Here is a 19,693-nt window from a genome sequence, read left to right as displayed (position 1 = left end):
TCCATATTTATTTACTTATTGCCTACTAAATCCTGTTCATTTACTATAACATCCTCATAATATCTAAACATATAATTATTGTAGGTTATACTCTTAGCAGAATATCCTTCACCTTTATAAAAGCATTCAATCGCCTTAAACCAATTATCTGATGATGAAAAAGATAAAGAACTTCCCCCTGCGAGCCTTGGATTTATTTCGATATAATTTATATTGTCTCCTTCTTTAAAACATTGAATATTTATAATACCTATTGGCTTTAATTTAGATATAATTTGCCTTGTTGATTCAATTATCTGCTCATCGTATATAGTCATGCCTTTTGTAGATACACCTGATTCCGTCTCTACCCTTTTTCTCGGAATTATATATATAGGATTTGACTCTAAATCACATAAAACATCAATTGTGTACTCTTGTCCTTTAACAATTTCCTGTGATATATAATTTTCTAAATTCAGATTTTCAGGTGCATCTTCTTTTTTATATATACCAAAACTTCCTCTACCTACTCTTGGCTTTAATAAACCATAAATATTATCTAATGAAGTTTTCGGTGTATTTATTTTATTTTCACTGAAGAACTTATAAGTTTGCCACTTGTCTGTACATATTTTAATAATACTTTCATCAGAAATGACTATATTTGTATTATATTTTTCTTTAAAATATTTCTTTCTTTTACTCCACTCCAATAAGCCTTCATTAATGGTGCAAAATACTAAATCTATATTTTCTTTCTTAATTATTTCTTCTATTACATCAAAACAAGTTTCATCAGAATATTTAGGAACTATATATGGCTTTACGCCTTTATATATTCCAAATGATTTATCTGTTATATCAATTCCTACCAGATCCCAATTCATCTCTTGGTAATATTTTAGTTGTGTACCAAAAACCATACTACCAATACCTTCTACTAAAACCTTCATGATTATCTACCTCTTAAACTTTTAATAAGTATTTTAAATTAATTTTTGACTATTTCACCTTACCTGTTAAGGGTTATATGTAAACTAAATCAGGTATATTTTTTTAATTAACATACTAGTTTTGTGTAAAACTTGTACTTTCTATTCTTTTAATATAAATTTAACTGCTTCATAAATATCTTTCATTCTATAATCCGGAACTACTTTATATTTTTCATCCATTCCTCCTAATCCTGTTTCAACAAGCACGGTTTTCATTTTGCAGTTAGAGCCTGTTTTTACATCTATAGAAGTATCCCCAATAAGGAATGATTCTGAAAGGTCAATATTATATTTTAATGCAGCTTGTTCTATCATTCCTGTTTCAGGCTTTCTACAATTACATTTAATTTTAAATTCCACATTTTCGTCTGGAAATCCTTTTTCAGGATGATGCGGACAAATAAAGATATCGTCTAAATACGCATCTCTTTTAATTAATAGATCCTTTAACCTCTCATTAATCTCCCAAGCAGTATCTAAACTACATAGGTTTTTAGCTACACCGGGTTGATTAGAGACTACTATGCATAAGTATTCACTTTCATTTATAATACGTATAGCTTCAGCAGCTCCATTAATTAATTCAATATCCTCTGGTTTACTAATTAAACCTTTATATTTGTTGATTGTTCCATCTCTATCTAAGAATATACATTTATTTTTTTTCACACATCTCACCTAATATTATTAAATTCAATTAATTCATCTTTACATATATCTATTATAGCTTTCTTTCCAACAACTAATTCTACCATACTTGGTGGCAATCCTTTTTCAGGTCTCTTAAAATCTAGCATTTCTAATGTAATAGTTTCTCCTAGTTTTATATCTCTTTTAGCCACTATACTCTTTCTTGATACAAGTTTACTTTTTTTCTCATCTTCTCCACATTCTTTTATTCCATTACCGAATGAAACTTCCACATTCCTTATACTTTGAACCATATTTTTAAGTTCTTGAGGTTCCAAAGAAACCTTATGATCCGGTCCCTCCATTTTCTTATCTAAAGTAAAATGTTTTTCAATCACCACTGCTCCCATTACAACAGCCGCAATTGGCACCTCCATTCCAACTGTATGATCAGAGTATCCAACCGGTAACTTAAATGCATTTTTTAATGTATTCATAGCATTTAAATTAACTTCTTCATATTTCGTAGGATAATTCGAAGTACAATGCAATAGAATAATATCTTGATTTCCACAGCTCTTTATAGCATTTACAGCCTGCTCAACTTCACTTAAATTAGCCATGCCTGTAGAAACTATCATTGTTTTATTTAGCTTAGCAATGTATTTTAGCATTGGAGTATTAGTTAGATCTCCTGAACTAATTTTATAAAAAGGTATATCAATCTTTTCGAGTAAGTCTACACTTTCTAAATCAAATGGAGTTGATAAAAATAAAATATTCTTCTGCTCACAGTACTTCTTTAATTCTATATGATCTTCTAATGACAATTCTAGCTTTTTTAACATCTCCATCTGTGTACCATCACCAGTTGTCTCTAACTGGTAGTTTGCCTTTGGAGCACTTTTAGTAACTAAATTTTCTGATTTAAAAGTCTGGAACTTTATTGCATCTACACTTGCATCCACTGCTACATCAACAAGCATCTTTGCTATTGCTATATCACCGTTATGATTTACTCCAGCCTCTGCTATTATAAAGCTTCTGTTTTCTTTAAATGATATCTTCATCTTTAAAGTTCTCCTTATGGTTTAATAAAAATTCAGCAAACTTAAAATCAATCAAGTCATCTATATCTATTGAAGAAACTCTGTCCATAATAAATGAAAGAGTATTTTCAGTATACCAGTTTCTATTTTTAAGAAGTAATTCTGTCTTTGCTATATATATGGCACCATTTAATGTATAAACTTCAGGCGCATCTTGTCTTCTCGCATAAAAAGTACTATCCTCAATAAAATCTACTAATTTATCATCTACTATTTTCTTCATCCAAAATGGGCTAATCTCACTTTCAGTTACACTTACTAGTGAATCATTGTTTGAATTTACTATCTTTTCTATAGCTTCATCAATTTGAACTGAAGTTCTTAAAGGTGTAGTACACTGTAAACATATAATATATTGAACATCATATTTCTCTACTTCTCTTAAATATTCGATGCAATGGATAATCGGCTCAATTCCAGGAGTGTTATCTCTCGCAAGTGCATCAGGTCTCATAAAAGGAATTTCAGCACCAAAAGACTTAGAAATATTTGCAATCTCTAAGTCTTCTGTAGAAACTATAACTCGATCTATATATTTACTCTTTAAGGCTTCTTCAATTGAATATGCAATTAAAGGCTTTTTATTTAGTTCTTTTATATTCTTTCTCGGAATCCCTTTAGATCCACCTCTTGCAGGTATTATCGCAACAATCTTATTATTTCCTATCAATCTTTATTACCCCTTTCGCATATAAAAAAATACTAATATAAAGGGCTACTAATCTACACCTAACTTTTTCATCATTTCATTCATTTCATCAATTTGCCCCATATCCATCCATGAACCCTCACTAATAGGATAAACTCCAACCTTTTCTCCATTTTTCATATAATATTCATACAAATCTGGAAGATTATAAAATTGGTTTTCAGGTATATCGTTTAAAGTTTCTGGCTCCATTATGTACAAACCTGTATTTACTAAATATGTGTGTTCTGGCTTTTCTTCTATTTTATTTACAGTTTCATCCCGATTCAAATGTATCACTCCGTAAGGAACTCTAAAACATTTTAATGAAGTTACCATAGTTATCTTATTTCCCCTTTTCTTATGGAACTTTAGGATATCTGAATAATTAGCTTCAACTAAAATATCACAATTAGAAACAAAAAAAGTTTTATCTAAAGTATCTTTTAGCAAATAAAGACTTCCTCCAGTACCCAATGGTTTGTCTTCTTCAACAAAAATAACATTATATTCTTTATTTAAATCATTAAAATATGATTTAATCATATTTTTCTTGTAGTTAACAGTAAGATAAAAATCACTACAGCCAAAATCGTTAAATTTATTTATTATTCTTTCAACTATAGGTGTTTCACCAATTGGTATAAGTGGCTTAGGTAAAATTTTTGTATACGGATATAATCTAGTTCCCTTACCACCAGCCATTATTACAACAGGAGTATCAAGTTTAGTAAAGAAATTTAACTTTTCGTCATTTTCGTCATTCCAAAATATTAATGACTGAAGATTATCATTATCATCCACTAAAGGAATTGCTTCTATGAAATGTTCTCTCATTAATTCTTTAGCTTTTTCTTTATCTCTAGTATTTAGAAAAATAGGATTCACGTTCATTATTTCCTTAATTGGATATTGCAAGTCGCCATTCTTTAAAATCCATCTTCTTATATCACCATCAGTTAGCACAGCTTTAAGCTTAGTTCCATCAACGATGAGCAGTATTTTCTTAGCACTTACATCTAATCTTCTAATCGCTTCTCGTATAGTTATCTCTTCATCAACTATTAATTCTGTCAAGCTCATGAGATTTTCACCGTCCTTACTTCACTTGTTTTATAAATTCTATAACTGTAATAACATCCTCTCTTGTTAAGCTACTACTACAAGGTATATTTAAAATGTGTTCTATATAATATTTACTGAGTTCTAATTTATAAGTTTGAGATTCAGAGTATGGTTTTTGATCGCTTATCAGCCCCCAAATCGGCCTAGTCTGTATTCCATTGTCTTCAAGATGTTTTAGCAATTGATCTCTATTTAATGGATATACCTTAGAATCAATTAATAAAGAATAAAACCAATAGTTTGGCCTTATACCTGGCCTAAAATCCATAATACTTAATCCTGATATAGCTTCTATCTCAGCTTTATACAGTTTATAATTTTCCTTCTTTATTTGTATAAATTCTTCTAGTCTTTCAAGCTGAGCTACACCCATCGCAGCTTGAAGATTAGTCATTCTATAATTGAAGCCTATTTCATCATGTATATAATATAATCCATCACTTTTAGCTTGAGTTGAGAGGTGCTTTGCTCTATCCGCATCTTTTGCATCTTTAGCTACGAGCATACCACCTCCTCCTGTAGTTATTATCTTATTGCCATTAAATGAATAAGCACCAAAATCTCCTATTGTTCCAGCAAACTTACCTTTAAAACAACCTTCAGTATAGTATGTACCTAGTGCTTCTGTGGAATCTTCTATAACCTTTAGATTATAATCATTAGCAATTTTCATTATTTTTTCCATGTCAGCTAAGTTTCCGAAAACATGTACTAATACTATAGCTTTTACAGCATTTCCAGTTTCTTTATTAATTAATATTCCATTTTTAATATTACATTTTTCTTTGCAAAATTCTTCTAGCTTATTAGGGTCCATTGTAAGAGTATCATCACAATCCATAAAAATAGGATTTGCACCAATATATTTTACTGGGTTTACTGCAGCGATAAAAGTTAGAGTTGGCACTATTACTTCATCACTATGCTTTACACCTGATAATATTAATGCTAGATGCAGAGCTGCAGTTCCACTTTGACAAGCAACTGCTTTTTCAACATTAAGGTATTCAGCCATATTATTCTCAAATTTATTAATAAACTCTCCCCCTGTAGAAACCCATTCATCTTCTACAGCTTTTGTTACATATTCAAGTTCTTTACCTTTCAAATTTGGCACTGAAAGTGGAATAAATTTACCCATATCTATTGCTCCTTTAACTACAAACTCAATATATTCTCTATACGTTATAAATGTCTACTTTATATCTATCTAAGTTCTTCTTAATCCATTCAATAGTTTCTGCCAATCCTTGCTCAAATGTATAATCTGGCTTCCAGCTTGTTAATTCCATTATCTTTTTATTAGACCCAAGTAGTCTTTCTACTTCACTTTTTGCTGGTCTTATTCTTTCCTGGTCACAAACTATCTTAGCATTAGGATTTATTTGGTTTATAAGCTCTTGTGCTAAATCTCCTATTGAAATCTCTCTTTGTGTAGCTATGTTTATTTCTTCTCCAACAGTTTTATCAGACTTTGCTATTTCTATAAAACCTTTTGCTGTATCTTTTACATAGTTAAAATCTCTTGTTGGAGTTAAAGAACCTAAATTAATTTCTTCTTTTCCAGCAAGTAGCTGAGTTATTATTGTAGGGATTATTGCTCTAGCAGATTGTCTAGGTCCGTATGTATTAAATGGTCTCACTATTGTTACCGGTGTATTAAAACTTCTATAAAATGATTCTGCTAATCTATCTGCACCTATTTTAGTAGCAGAATATGGAGATTGTCCTTGGAACGGATGATTTTCATCTATCGGTACATATCTTGCTGTTCCATAAACTTCTGAAGTTGAAGTAACAAGTACTCTTTTAACTCCTAAATCTCTAGATGCTTGTAACACGTTAAGTGTTCCTTTTATATTGGTATCTACATATGAATCTGGTGAATGATAACTAAATGGAATTGCAATCAATGCTGCTAAGTGATAGACTTCATCTATATCTTTCATAGCATTTCTAACTCCATTAGGATCCCTTATATCCCCTGCAAACACATCTATTTCACTTAGTTTATTTTTATCTAATGTATCTAACCAACCCCAAGAGTTAAATGAGTTATAATATGTAAAAGCTCTAACCTCATAACCTGATTCTAATAGCATTTCTGTGAGATGGCTTCCTATAAATCCATCCGCTCCTGTTACTAAAACTTTTTTAGTCATCACTTAATCTCCTTTTATAAAACAAATTTTAATAAAACTTTTCAAAGTACAAGTAGGTCAATATAAGTTATTGTTTAGTGTTTTGTAATCTCATTATTGTTTCTGAAAGAAGGTTATACGCCATTTCAACTTCAGGCATCATTTCATACTCAATTATATCACTTAGTAATAATAAATCTAAATTATTATAAGCTTCATTGTATTCACTTATTTTTTTCTGAGTAATAGCCAAATCAATATTTTCTTTATGTAAATCTCTTAATAAGATGATTACTTCCATAACCCAATTAAACCCAGATAATATATTTTTAAAGTATACTTCTAAGTCATCTAAATTTCTATCATTAATATTGTTAACTAAACTTCCCATTCCACTATATAGCTTTTCACAATATTCATGTGCTTCAATTGCAATTTCTAAACTTTCATAATTATTCACTTATAATACCCTCCAATGCTTTTATTGCATCATTTATATATGGCGCCGCAAAATCTATGCATTCTTCTACATTGTTATAAAGCGACTTACCTTTTTCAGCAATAAATTTTACATGTTCTAATTCACTCTCATAATTGCCAACCTTTTCATCATAGAATTGTACATCTATTTCTTTAATTATCGGCGCAAATAGCGAATTTATTAAAAGGAACTGATCTTTTTTTTCTTTATATAGATTATCTATATAATCTAATCTTTCAAGCCCTTTTTTAAATCTTTTATTATTAGTAGAATAATTATGAACTAAGTTATCATTTTCTAAGATAGCTTCTTTTGCAAATCTCTTAAGCTTTAATAATTCCTTGAAATTATTTTTCAATTCATTTAGCATTATTTCTGTATTAATATCCGGTCTATCATATGTATATATACAACTTTTGTCTATTGTACTGTTGCTTTCATCTATAACTTCCTTAAGAGTTTTTATCAAAGTTCCTTCTATATTAGCCCCACCTTCTGTGGCATTTATATAAGTTCTTTCATTGTAACATTTGATAAAATCCTCAAAGTTTTTTCTAAAGCTATCTAGTGAATATGTAGTAGGTACATCATTACCATATATATCTTTAACGTAAAAATCAAAATTGTCAGCTTTTAATTGCTCTCCCTTGATTGTAGCATTTTTAGAGTGAATTTGATTGTTTGTATAAGCTAAGTCTTGCCCTATAAAAACTATAGGATCGCAATCAAAATACTCAGCTATAGCAAGACAGGAATGAGCTACTGAACCTCCTTGATAAACTAGGTCCGTACTGAAATTGCCTAGTTTAATATTTAAATCTATATAGTTTGGAGAAGTAAAGTACAACTTTTTACCTTTATATTCACGCATTATTTTATAATTTGCGGATTCAGAGAAAAACAATGGAGTTTCTTCATTTAACGCATCTTTTGAGACGTTATACATCGCTTCTGATCCATCAATTACACATGCAAAATCTGCTTTTATTCCTTCCTTTTTTAAAGTGCTTAGTGTTCTAATACCAGTAATAATAATAAACTTATCTTCATTTCCTTTAAGTAATTGTACGTTCTTTTCAAGTGAAGGTCCTGCAGAAACTATTATAGCTGGTTTTTTACTGAAAATTGATTTGTATTTATCCAACCTCTCGCTTCTAGTTACAACCGGCAGATTTTTCAAGTAATTTTTAAACCAATCCTTAGAAAAGACCACTTTTGTATTTTCATTTATAGTCTTATCTGTTATATCATCTTTGATACCATTTTTAAGATCGTACCCTTCCTTAGGGAAAATTAAATCATAGTTTGAGAACACTAAAAATTGGACAAATCTTTTATTAATAGCTTTCTTCAAATCAGTTTGAAAGTTATCACTTTCTAAAGAAATGACTTGTATATTATTAAATTCAGATATATTTTTACTTAATTGCTCTTTCAGCTCATCAAGTGGCTCAACAAAAAGAACTTCTCGCTCTTTAAATTCTTCCTGCACCTCACTAATCCAAGTTCCTCCAGCCGCTCCAAATACAATAACTTGATAATGTTTGTTTATTTGACTTAAAGCATTCTTAAATTTCTCCACTTCTCTTGTCATATTGTATTTACTTCCCAAGTAAACTTTTCTACTACCAATCTCTAACTTTATGATCTCTTTATTATCAAAGCTTTTTTCGATTATCATATTTACACCTTTCTTTTAAAAAAAGAGTCAAGAAGCTCTTGACTCTTTATAACATTTATTATTATCTTAAAAGTTGAAGAACCACTTGCAATTATACTTTACTTATATACTTTACTTAAATAATCATATTTTCACTGAATATATTAGACTATAAATCTCCTTGCCTTACTCTAAAGTTTACGCTATACAACTCAAATCTTCATATTATTTTGACTAGTTTTATTTTTCTTCACCTTTCAGTGTATATATAACTGTTCTTGATAAAATTTGTATTGCTAAAACTTCCTCTTCTATCCTAGACTAACTCTGTAAATAGTTTATAGCTTTATCTGGTAAGGCTACGGGAAATATCTCGATTATAGTATTAACCTTTAGTAGATATGTATTCATTGTTAACATTTATATTATGTATAGACAACTTTCAAATTCATAAAGCTACTACATTTATAATTATGAAAACCATGAAACTATTATAGCACTTGTTTTTTACCTATATTAATTAAAAATTTTATAACATAAAATCATTTATTATCTATAGTTAATAATCGGTATATTCTCTCATTACTTTACTATTTTTTATTTATAAAAACATTTTTTTCTACTTTCTGAAAAATAATCATTGTAATAAAATACCCAAAACTATATTTTAGAAAATAAAAAAGTCGAGAAACTCTCGACTTTTTACTGATATTATCTTAGAAGCTGAAGAACTCCCTGTGGCTGTTGGTTAGCTTGTGCAAGCATCGCTTGAGCAGCTTGTTGTAGTATATTATTCTTTGAGTAGTTCATCATTTCCTTAGCCATATCAACATCTCTTACTCTGCTTTCTGCTGATTGCAAGTTTTCTGATGATGTATCTAAGTTAGCTATTGTGTGCTCTAATCTATTTTGATATGATCCCAATTTAGCTCTTTCGCTTGAAACTTTATCAATTGCTGTTTGTATAGTATTTATTTGTGTTGTAATTCCAGCCGCACTGGTTGTAACGTCTATACTACTTACCCCTAAAGCCGAAGTATTCATAGCTCCAATTGATAATTTTATTGTTTGTCCACTATTTGCACCAACTTGAAAAGTTACTCCTGCTGCTGTTCCATCAAGTAATTTCTTTGTATTGAATTCTGTTTGATTTGCTATTCTATTTACTTCATTCTTTAATTGTGACACCTCTAGTTGTATTTGACTTCTGTCTGCTGTTACATTTGTATCGTTCGAAGCTTGTACACCTAATTCTCTCATTCTTTGAAGAATGCTGTGTGTTTCATTTAATGCACCTTCTGCTGTTTGGATTAATGATATACCATCTTGTGCATTTCTTGATGCTTGATCAAGTCCTCTGATTTGACCTCTCATCTTTTCTGATATTGCTAACCCTGCAGCGTCATCTCCAGCTCTGTTTATTCTTAAACCTGAGCTTAGTTTTTCCATCGATTTTCCTGCTGCACCTGTGTTAATTGCCATATTTCTATGTGCATTCATTGCATTGAGATTGTGATTGATTATCATATTTGTTCCCTCCTTGATTTTAAAGTACACTTCCTTGTGTACTACTCTTATAATTAGTCCTATAAAACTTATTATTAATTACCTATACTTAATAATCGATATTTTTTCTTGTTACTTAAGAGCTCTAAGATATAAAAACTGAATTTTACGAAAATTCTTTATAAACAAAACATTATTTATAATTTTGCCTTTAAGATTCTGAATTTTATATAAAAATAATAATGACTTATTTAGTAGATGCTATTATGCAGCTAAAATTAAAGGACCAATTTCTTTTACAAAGAAATTGGTCCTTTATCATGATTGAAGTTAATCTTATGTGAAATGCTATAAGATTTTCAATTAAAGAAAGTTATTACTATCTTAATAATTGAAGAACTCCTTGTGGTTGTTGGTTAGCTTGTGCAAGCATTGCTTGAGCTGCTTGTTGTAGTATGTTGTTCTTTGAGTAGTTCATCATTTCCTTAGCCATATCAACGTCTCTTACTCTGCTTTCTGCTGATTGTAAGTTTTCTGATGATGTATCTAGGTTAGCTATTGTGTGCTCTAATCTATTTTGGTATGATCCAAGTTTAGCTCTTTCACTTGATACCTTATCGATTGCTGTTTGTATTGTATCAATTTGCCCAGTGATTGATTGTGCAGATTTCATTACATTAATAGATTTTACATTTAACGCAGAAGCGTCCATAGCTTTAATCGTAAGCTTTATAGTTTGTCCACTATTAGCTCCAACTTGGAAAGTTACTCCATTTGCTGATCCATTTATTAATTTTTTAGTATTGAACTCAGTTTGGCTAGCTATTCTGTTTATTTCATTTTTTAATTGTGATACTTCTAATTGTATTTGGCTTCTGTCTGCTGATACATTTGTATCATTTGAAGCTTGTACACTTAGTTCTCTCATTCTTTGAAGAATGCTCTGTGTTTCATTTAATGCACCTTCTGCTGTTTGGATTAATGATATACCATCTTGTGCATTTCTTGATGCTTGATCAAGTCCTCTGATTTGACCTCTCATCTTTTCTGATATTGCTAGTCCTGCAGCGTCATCTCCAGCTCTGTTTATTCTTAAACCTGAGCTTAATTTTTCCATTGATTTTCCTGCTGCACCTGTGTTGATTGCCATATTTCTATGTGCATTCATAGCATTAAGATTGTGATTAATTATCATTGATAGTCCCTCCTTGATTTTTAAAGTGCACTTCCTTGTGCACTAATTTATAGATAAACCTTATTAGGCTTATACTCAAATTTAATTTGTCATACTTAATAATCGTGTTATTTATCTGCTACTTAACTACTCTAGAAAAATAAATATAAAATTAAGAACATTTTACGTTTAAATTTATAATACTTAAAATTCATTAAGTATCACATCAATCGAACTCTTTACAATCAGTAATCGTTTACCAAAGTTTTAAAAAGTGTATTTCTGGAATATACTACAAAAGGAGTAATCTTAATACAAGTTTAAGATTACTCCTTTAACCTGGGAATCCCCTTAAGAAAAATTAATAATTATCTTAATAATTGAAGAACCCCTTGTGGTTGTTGGTTAGCTTGTGCAAGCATTGCTTGAGCTGCTTGTTGTAGTATGTTATTCTTTGAGTAGTTCATCATTTCCTTAGCCATATCAACGTCTCTTACTCTGCTTTCTGCTGATTGTAAGTTTTCTGATGATGTATCTAAGTTAGCTATTGTGTGCTCTAATCTGTTTTGGTATGATCCTAGCTTAGCTCTTTCACTTGATACCTTATCGATTGCTGATTGTATTGTGTCAATTTGTGGTGTAATTCCTGCTGCACCTGTTGTAACATCAATACCATTAACACCTAAAGCTGAAGTATTCATTGTTGCTATCTTTAATGTTACTGTTTGGTTTTGGTTAGCTCCTACTTGGAATACTACATTTGCAGCACTTCCATTAATCAACTTCTTAGTGTTGAATTCTGTTTGGTTAGCTATTCTGTTTATTTCATTCTTTAATTGTGATACTTCTAATTGTATTTGGCTTCTATCACCTGCTACATTTGTATCATTTGAAGCTTGTACACCTAATTCTCTCATTCTTTGAAGAATGCTGTGTGTTTCATTTAATGCACCTTCTGCTGTTTGGATTAATGATATACCATCTTGTGCATTTCTTGATGCTTGATCAAGTCCTCTGATTTGACCTCTCATCTTTTCTGATATTGCTAGTCCTGCAGCGTCATCTCCAGCTCTGTTTATTCTTAAACCTGAGCTTAATTTTTCCATTGATTTTCCCGCTGCACCTGTGTTGATTGCCATATTTCTATGTGCATTCATAGCATTAAGATTGTGATTAATTATCATTGATAGTCCCTCCTTGATTTTTAAAGTGCACTTCCCTGTGCACTACTTTATATTTAAGTCTTTTTGACTTATACGCATTTTTTATTACGTATACTTTATAATCGACATATTTTTTTATTACTTTAATATTTTTCTTAATTTTTTTATATTTTTTATTACATTAAGAAATCAGTTGCACCTTACTTTCAATCTCTATACACTTACACATTCTCCTCTTATCTCTGTTATAAAAATAAAAAGCCGAGAATTTCTCGACTTTTCACTTTTATTATCTTAGAAGCTGAAGAACTCCCTGAGGTTGTTGGTTAGCTTGCGCAAGCATTGCTTGAGCTGCTTGTTGTAGTATGTTGTTCTTTGAATAGTTCATCATTTCCTTAGCCATATCAACGTCTCTTACTCTGCTTTCTGCTGATTGTAAGTTTTCTGATGATGTATCTAAGTTAGCTATTGTGTGCTCTAATCTGTTTTGGTATGATCCTAGCTTAGCTCTTTCACTTGATACCTTATCGATTGCTTTTTGTATTGTGTCAATTTGTGGTGTAATTCCAGCTGCAGCTGTTGTAACATCAATATTATTAACGCTTAATGATGCAGCATCCATATTTCCTATCTTTAAAGCTACAGTTTGTCCACTATTAGCCCCAACTTGGAACACTACATTTGAAGCATCTCCATTGATAAGCTTTTTAGTATTGAATTCTGTTTGGCTAGCTATTCTGTTTATTTCATTCTTTAATTGTGATACTTCTAATTGTATTTGGCTTCTGTCTGCTGATACGTTTGTATCATTAGTAGCTTGTACACTTAGTTCTCTCATTCTTTGAAGAATGCTGTGTGTTTCATTTAATGCACCTTCTGCTGTTTGTATTAATGATATACCGTCTTGTGCATTTCTTGATGCTTGATCAAGTCCTCTGATTTGACCTCTCATCTTTTCTGATATTGCTAGTCCTGCAGCGTCATCTCCAGCTCTATTTATTCTTAGACCTGAGCTTAGCTTTTCCATTGACTTTCCTGCTGCACCTGTGTTGATTGCCATATTTCTATGTGCATTCATAGCATTAAGATTGTGATTGATTATCATGAAAACTACCTCCTTGATTTTAAAGTGCACTTCCCTGTGCACTATTTTAAATAATTAAGTCATACAGGCTAAAATCATTTAATGACCTATATATATTTAATCGAATTTTTTATTTTCTACTTTATATTTTTTTATAATTTTTTATATAAAAATCTTATTAAAATATTATACTATATATCCTAAATATTCTATTGTATAAAAACTTACTAATCTGACCTTCTTTGGCGGTTATCCAATTCAATCTATCTATCGAAATTCATATAGTAGACCTGATATGTGAATAGGTTATATTTTTAACTTCATGTGTTTGGGAATTTATATATTTATAATTTTTTAAATTCTGAGGATTAGTTGAGTTAAAAATCTTATATTTTCTTAATCAAAAATAAAAAGCCGAGAAAATCTCAATGTCATTAAGTTAAGAAATAAATATTATAGTTATGGAACAGAGTATGTTTACAAATACATACCTGTTCTTTTTTTGTATAACAATTTACATATACTAATTTTTATCAAAATATTAGAAAAAGCTTGACAAATAGTTAGAAAAATGTGGCGAAGCCCCTTAAATATAATGTTTTTTAGGAGGTTCGCTCATGAACGAATATGCAGATTTTATAAAGAATAAATTAGATACGGTATTAAAGGAAATGCATGAATACTCATGGTTATTTGTCAACGACCCCGATAAGGATTTCACTAGAAATAGAAAGTTGAATTTTAAAGAGATGCTAAATATTTTACTTTCTATTGGAGGCAGTAGCTTAAACCTTGAGCTTCTAAAATACTTTTCATATGATACTGAATCAGCCACTTGCTCCGCGTTCGTTCAGCAGCGCAAAAAGATTCTCCCTGAAGCACTTAATTATCTTTTTAGTAAGTTTACATCATTAGCAGTAAGCCCTAAATATTATAATGGCTATCGATTATTGGCAGTTGATGGTTCAGATTTATGTATTGCACATAATCCTAAAGATGAAAAAAATCATTTTCAAGCTACTGAAAATTCAAAAGGATATAACCTTCTTCACTTAAATGCTATGTATGATTTATGTAGTAGAACATATATGGATGCAGTTATTCAATCAGGTAGAGAAGAAAATGAATTTCAGGCATTAATTGACATGGTAGATCGCTCTAATATTAATGATAAAACTATAATAATAGCCGACCGTGGATACGAAAGTTATAATGTCTTTGAACATATCATAAAGAAAAATTGGAATTATGTTATAAGAGTTAAAGATATACATAGTAATGGAATAGTATCAGGAATATCTATACCTAATGATGAAACATTTGATATAGAGCATAGTATTTTGCTGACTAGACGTCAAACTAATGATATAAAGGCACATCCTGAAAAATATAAGTTTATGCCTGCTAATCAAAGGTTTGATTATCTTCCAGTTAAAGATAAAGGAACTTATCCGGTAAACTTTAGAGTTGTTCGATTTCCAATATCAGACAACACTTACGAAGTTATTATTACTAATCTTAGCAAAGAAGAGTTTTCAATAGAGAATCTTAAAGAAATATACCACATGCGTTGGGGAATTGAGACATCATTTAGAGAATTAAAGTATGCCATTGGGTTAACAAGTTTTCATTCTAAAAAGGCGGACTACATCATACAAGAGATATTTGCAAGACTCACCATGTATAACTTTTGTGAAATAATAACAACACAGGTAGTTGTACAACAGAAAAACAGAAAATACAGCTATCAAGTTAATTTCACTATGGCCATAGCAGTTTGTATGCAATATTTCAGATGTAGTAATGTAGCTTCACCTCCTAATGTTGAAGCACTAATTAAAAGAAATATATTACCTGTTCGAAATGGCAGAAAAGACCCTCGCAAAGTCAAAACCAAATCGGCAGTTAGCTTCATATATAGAGTAGCATAAATTTATGCTAATATAAATTTTTTTTTTACAGAGATTTTACTCTGTCTTATTTGCATGCAAAAAAATATACAATACAAAAGAAAAAAGCCAGTTGAAAGCATATACACTTTCAATTGACTTTAATTTTGCTGTGGCAAAACATTAACTTAATGACATTGGAGAAAATCTCGGCTTTTTTGTTTTATTATCTTAGAAGTTGAAGAACTCCTTGTGGCTGTTGGTTAGCTTGTGCAAGCATTGCTTGAGCTGCTTGTTGTAGTATGTTGTTCTTTGAGTAATTCATCATTTCCTTAGCCATATCAACGTCTCTTACTCTGCTTTCTGCTGATTGTAAGTTTTCTGATGATGTATCTAAGTTAGCTATTGTGTGCTCTAATCTGTTTTGGTATGATCCTAGCTTAGCTCTTTCACTTGATACCTTATCGATTGCTTTTTGTATTGTATCAATTTGTGGTGTAATTCCTGCAGCACCAGTTGTAACATCTATAGCATTAACACTTAATGCTGTAGTATCCATCTTTCCTATCTTTAATGTTACAGTTTGGTTTTTATTTGCACCAACTTGGAATACTACATTTGAAGCACTACCATTGATCAGCTTCTTAGTATTGAATTCTGTTTGGCTAGCTATTCTGTTTATTTCATTCTTTAATTGTGATACTTCTAATTGTATTTGGCTTCTATCACCTGCTACGTTTGTATCATTAGTAGCTTGTACACTTAGTTCTCTCATTCTTTGAAGAATGCTGTGTGTTTCATTTAATGCACCTTCTGCTGTTTGGATTAATGATATACCATCTTGTGCATTTCTTGATGCTTGATCAAGTCCTCTGATTTGACCTCTCATCTTTTCTGATATTGCTAGTCCTGCAGCGTCATCTCCAGCTCTGTTTATTCTTAAACCTGAGCTTAATTTTTCCATTGATTTTCCTGCTGCACCTGTGTTGATTGCCATATTTCTATGTGCATTCATAGCATTAAGATTGTGATTAATTATCATTGATAGTCCCTCCTTGATTTTTAAAGTGCACTTCCTTGTACACTATATATATATACTATAAAATATTAACTATAGATCCTTTAGTTAAACATTACTTACAGAGTTTATCTTAGAAGCTGAAGAACTCCTTGAGGTTGTTGGTTAGCTTGTGCAAGCATTGCTTGAGCTGCTTGTTGTAGTATGTTGTTCTTTGAATAGTTCATCATTTCCTTAGCCATATCAACGTCTCTTACTCTGCTTTCTGCTGATTGTAGGTTTTCTGAAGATGTATCTAAGTTAGCTATTGTGTGCTCTAATCTGTTTTGGTATGATCCTAGCTTAGCTCTTTCACTTGATACTTTATCAATTGCTGTTTGTATTGTGTCAATTTGTGGCGTAATCAAAGATGCTGATTTCATCATATTTATTGATTTTACACCTAACGCAGAAGCATCCATAGCTTTAATTGCAAGTTTTATAGTTTGTCCACTATTTGCTCCAACTTGGAATACTACATTTGAAGCCTTACCATTTATAAGTTTCTTAGTATTGAATTCAGTTTGGCTAGCTATTCTGTTTATTTCATTCTTTAATTGTGATACTTCTAATTGTATTTGGCTTCTATCACCTGCTACATTTGTATCATTTGAAGCTTGTACACTTAGTTCTCTCATTCTTTGAAGAATGCTGTGTGTTTCATTTAATGCACCTTCTGCTGTTTGGATTAATGATATACCATCTTGTGCATTTCTTGATGCTTGATCAAGTCCTCTGATTTGACCTCTCATCTTTTCTGATATTGCTAGTCCTGCAGCATCATCTCCAGCTCTGTTTATTCTCAAACCTGAGCTTAATTTTTCCATTGATTTTCCTGCTGCACCTGTGTTGATTGCCATATTTCTATGTGCATTCATTGCGCTAAGATTGTGATTAATTATCATTGATAGTCCCTCCTTGATTTTTAAAGTGCACTTCCATGTACACTATCTAAAAATGTATGTTCGCTCCAAAATTAGTTTCTAAACCTCTCATTAGTATTGATCATAGAATTTAAAAACATGAATTTTGTTATGAAACAATACATTCATATACTATAAAAATTTTAATTTATAGTCATTTATGTATTTTATAGAATAACCTGGTCTTCCTCAAAAATATTAATTATTATAACTCTCTTATCCATAAACTATAATAGATACATAAGTATTAACACTAGCAGGTAATATATCCATATGTAAGAACCAAGCTCTTGTATTATAGCACATATTATCTTATTATGGCAATATATGTTATCAGTATCAACGATTAAATTAATTTATGTTTAGAAAATCTTCTTAAATTGATTTTTTCTTTTTCAGAAAATTAAGAAAATATCTTTATTACGATAATTTTAAAAATAATATCTTAGGTTGCTTTGCAACCAATAAAATTTTTTTTATTTTTTTGTTCCATAGTCTTTCTTTTTATCATCACCTTTGTTAAAATTGTATTGTTATAGGTCGCGTATTTTTATATGTTGATTTAATCGTGATATATCTTCAGATATTAGAGTGTCTCGACGAAAAGATTCTAATATTCTTGAAGATATTTCTTTTATACCAACTTTTAATTCTCTTATTGCTACGCTACCGTTTTCTAAAAGTTGTCTTAATATGTCTGAGATCTGTATCAATAAATAGTGGTTTTTCATAGCTTGATAATTTAAACAACAAGCATGTTCTATATCATATCTTATATTCTTTTGGTTATTAAAACCTTCATTTTCAATTTTCCACCTACTTCTACCAGCAGATACAATTTTGAACGCATTTATTTTGGTAATCTGTATATTCGTAACAAAAACAAAGTTTTTGGACGTTTTTTCACGGCTGTCTTTATCTTTAGATTTCTTGAAAATTGTCTCAGTAAAGTCTACTGTATTAATAAATATATTTTTGTATGAGACTTCATTAATATAAGTTGCATCCCAAATAACCTCTTGTTCTGCCAAAACAAATTTAGAATTAAGTTCGTTGTTTTCAAAACCCTTTATAACCTGAATTTCTTCCCAGAGTTTTTGGGCTCTACCTTCTTTAAATCTAAAGATAAATTTCCAATTATACTCATCTACAATTGATATATTGGTTCACAAGCATATAGACTATCCCCTAGAAGACAGATATTTAGCTTTCTAAACTTGTATTTTAATTTTTTCATTAGCCTTTTAGCTGCATTTATTTCACAATCCTGTTTGCTGACGCTCTCGGTCTCATTTTCAACAAATTCAGTTAATATACTAAACACCATATCTCCTAAGACTAACTTTGCTTCTAAAACCGTATGATAGTATACAGTTTTTTCTACTTCTCCAGTTTCTTTATTTTTATATTCTTTTTTTTAAGCGTGATCACAATGCTTTTCGTTAAAAGAAAATAGTTGTGAACCATCAATGGCTATACACCAGTATTTATCCATCAATCTATATTTCTCTAAGGATCTTTTTTTAAAAAGTTCTCTTATCATGTAGTCTCTAATTTTTTCTAATTCACTTACTTCTAACTCTTTTAGAAAGTTATTAATTGTATCATAATGTGGTATTTCTTCTAAAGACTCATATCCTAATGACGGCCGCAATATTTTCTATTACGGCGTCATTATTAAAATCTTTGTCATTTTGTTCATGCTTACTATGCCTGAAACATTTTTCATTATTACCGTAAATAGTATTATTTCTGGAGTATAAGTAACATAACTCTGCTTTCTTTTGTCTTTTACAATAGCTAATTTTTTATTTAAATCTTTAAAAAAGTGGTTTTTAATTTTCGAAAATTCTCCGAAATAATTTATTTCTTTCTCTTTTTCTCTCTTTTGTTTTCTTGTTATTTTATCCATATTTAATCCCCGCAAACGTAGTAAATTAGGTGCTTTACCTTATTATATTATACCATATTTTATTGCATTTTTGGGGAATTTTAACTCGAAATATATTTACTCTTTAATGCTGATATGTTATATATTCTCACTTATATACACTTCTTGAAGTTTATATGATATCTTGAAAAGCTT

General features: G+C 30.3%; 20 protein-coding genes. 1 reads left to right on the top strand and 19 read right to left on the bottom strand.

Going from position 1 to position 19,693, the window contains the following annotated elements; translation table 11 throughout:
- Positions 1 to 11 precede the first annotated feature (11 nt).
- From C1I91_RS08395 to C1I91_RS08335, 13 genes are all read right to left on the bottom strand, one after another.
- Positions 12 to 935, bottom strand: a complete 924-nt coding sequence (locus C1I91_RS08395; protein ID WP_128212476.1) for an ATP-grasp domain-containing protein — start codon at positions 933 to 935, stop codon at positions 12 to 14.
- Positions 936 to 1,076: 141 nt separating this feature from the next.
- Positions 1,077 to 1,646 (bottom strand): D-glycero-alpha-D-manno-heptose-1,7-bisphosphate 7-phosphatase, encoded by a 570-nt coding sequence (locus tag C1I91_RS08390; RefSeq protein WP_164880485.1) that lies wholly within the window; start codon positions 1,644 to 1,646, stop codon positions 1,077 to 1,079.
- 5 nt (positions 1,647 to 1,651) lie between these two features.
- Complete coding sequence (gene neuB, locus C1I91_RS08385; protein ID WP_128212474.1) at positions 1,652 to 2,677, bottom strand: N-acetylneuraminate synthase; 1,026 nt, start codon at positions 2,675 to 2,677, stop codon at positions 1,652 to 1,654.
- On the bottom strand, positions 2,661 to 3,386 hold the full coding sequence (locus tag C1I91_RS08380; protein WP_128212473.1) for an acylneuraminate cytidylyltransferase family protein: 726 nt from the start codon (positions 3,384 to 3,386) through the stop codon (positions 2,661 to 2,663). Before C1I91_RS08380 ends, neuB begins: the two co-directional genes overlap by 17 nt.
- Positions 3,387 to 3,434: 48 nt before the next feature.
- Positions 3,435 to 4,487 (bottom strand): nucleotidyltransferase family protein, encoded by a 1,053-nt coding sequence (locus C1I91_RS08375; RefSeq protein WP_128212472.1) that lies wholly within the window; start codon positions 4,485 to 4,487, stop codon positions 3,435 to 3,437.
- Between the two features lie 16 nt (positions 4,488 to 4,503).
- Positions 4,504 to 5,670 carry a LegC family aminotransferase gene (locus C1I91_RS08370; protein WP_128212471.1) on the bottom strand — a complete coding sequence of 389 codons (1,167 nt, stop codon included), beginning with the start codon at positions 5,668 to 5,670 and terminating at the stop codon, positions 4,504 to 4,506.
- Between the two features lie 37 nt (positions 5,671 to 5,707).
- Complete coding sequence (locus C1I91_RS08365; protein ID WP_128212470.1) at positions 5,708 to 6,691, bottom strand: NAD-dependent 4,6-dehydratase LegB; 984 nt, start codon at positions 6,689 to 6,691, stop codon at positions 5,708 to 5,710.
- A 67-nt stretch (positions 6,692 to 6,758) separates the two neighbouring features.
- Positions 6,759 to 7,130: a DUF8042 domain-containing protein gene (locus C1I91_RS08360; RefSeq protein WP_128212469.1), complete on the bottom strand. Its 372-nt coding sequence runs from the start codon at positions 7,128 to 7,130 to the stop codon at positions 6,759 to 6,761.
- Positions 7,123 to 8,832: a motility associated factor glycosyltransferase family protein gene (locus tag C1I91_RS08355; protein WP_128212468.1), complete on the bottom strand. Its 1,710-nt coding sequence runs from the start codon at positions 8,830 to 8,832 to the stop codon at positions 7,123 to 7,125. The genes C1I91_RS08360 and C1I91_RS08355 overlap by 8 nt, the downstream gene beginning before the upstream one ends.
- 690 nt (positions 8,833 to 9,522) lie before the next feature.
- The gene (gene hag / locus C1I91_RS08350; protein ID WP_128212467.1) at positions 9,523 to 10,338 is read right to left on the bottom strand and encodes a flagellin Hag; all 816 of its coding nucleotides are present in this window, start codon (positions 10,336 to 10,338) and stop codon (positions 9,523 to 9,525) included.
- Positions 10,339 to 10,696: 358 nt separating this feature from the next.
- Positions 10,697 to 11,512 (bottom strand): flagellin N-terminal helical domain-containing protein, encoded by an 816-nt coding sequence (locus C1I91_RS08345; protein WP_128212466.1) that lies wholly within the window; start codon positions 11,510 to 11,512, stop codon positions 10,697 to 10,699.
- 347 nt (positions 11,513 to 11,859) lie between these two features.
- Positions 11,860 to 12,675 (bottom strand): flagellin N-terminal helical domain-containing protein, encoded by an 816-nt coding sequence (locus C1I91_RS08340; RefSeq protein ID WP_128212465.1) that lies wholly within the window; start codon positions 12,673 to 12,675, stop codon positions 11,860 to 11,862.
- Positions 12,676 to 12,943: 268 nt separating this feature from the next.
- Positions 12,944 to 13,759, bottom strand: a complete 816-nt coding sequence (locus tag C1I91_RS08335; protein ID WP_128212464.1) for a flagellin N-terminal helical domain-containing protein — start codon at positions 13,757 to 13,759, stop codon at positions 12,944 to 12,946.
- 596 nt (positions 13,760 to 14,355) lie between these two features.
- Here C1I91_RS08335 and C1I91_RS08330 point away from each other — a divergent pair.
- Positions 14,356 to 15,669: an IS4 family transposase gene (locus C1I91_RS08330; protein WP_128212463.1), complete on the top strand. Its 1,314-nt coding sequence runs from the start codon at positions 14,356 to 14,358 to the stop codon at positions 15,667 to 15,669.
- Between the two features lie 184 nt (positions 15,670 to 15,853).
- Here the strand turns inward: C1I91_RS08330 and C1I91_RS08325 are convergent, their stop codons facing one another.
- The 6 genes from C1I91_RS08325 to C1I91_RS28525 all read right to left on the bottom strand — a co-directional run bounded on the left by C1I91_RS08325 (position 15,854) and on the right by C1I91_RS28525 (position 19,519).
- Positions 15,854 to 16,669 (bottom strand): flagellin N-terminal helical domain-containing protein, encoded by an 816-nt coding sequence (locus C1I91_RS08325; protein ID WP_128212462.1) that lies wholly within the window; start codon positions 16,667 to 16,669, stop codon positions 15,854 to 15,856.
- Between the two features lie 104 nt (positions 16,670 to 16,773).
- On the bottom strand, positions 16,774 to 17,589 hold the full coding sequence (locus tag C1I91_RS08320; protein WP_128212461.1) for a flagellin N-terminal helical domain-containing protein: 816 nt from the start codon (positions 17,587 to 17,589) through the stop codon (positions 16,774 to 16,776).
- Between the two features lie 551 nt (positions 17,590 to 18,140).
- Complete coding sequence (locus C1I91_RS28540) at positions 18,141 to 18,638, bottom strand: hypothetical protein (RefSeq protein WP_205694292.1); 498 nt, start codon at positions 18,636 to 18,638, stop codon at positions 18,141 to 18,143.
- Between the two features lie 116 nt (positions 18,639 to 18,754).
- The gene (locus C1I91_RS28535) at positions 18,755 to 18,934 is read right to left on the bottom strand and encodes a hypothetical protein (RefSeq protein WP_205694291.1); all 180 of its coding nucleotides are present in this window, start codon (positions 18,932 to 18,934) and stop codon (positions 18,755 to 18,757) included.
- A 90-nt stretch (positions 18,935 to 19,024) separates the two neighbouring features.
- Positions 19,025 to 19,261, bottom strand: coding sequence for a hypothetical protein (locus tag C1I91_RS28530; RefSeq protein WP_205694290.1), 237 nt, complete (start codon positions 19,259 to 19,261; stop codon positions 19,025 to 19,027).
- A gap of 9 nt (positions 19,262 to 19,270) precedes the next feature.
- Entirely contained in the window at positions 19,271 to 19,519 is a 249-nt protein-coding gene (locus C1I91_RS28525; protein WP_205694289.1) for a hypothetical protein, read from the bottom strand.
- Positions 19,520 to 19,693: the final 174 nt, after the last annotated feature.

The organism is Clostridium manihotivorum, assembly GCF_004015185.1.
Taxonomy (GTDB): Bacteria; Bacillota; Clostridia; order Clostridiales; family Clostridiaceae; genus Clostridium_AR; species Clostridium_AR manihotivorum.
This window is presented reverse-complemented; position numbering and strand designations above follow the sequence as displayed.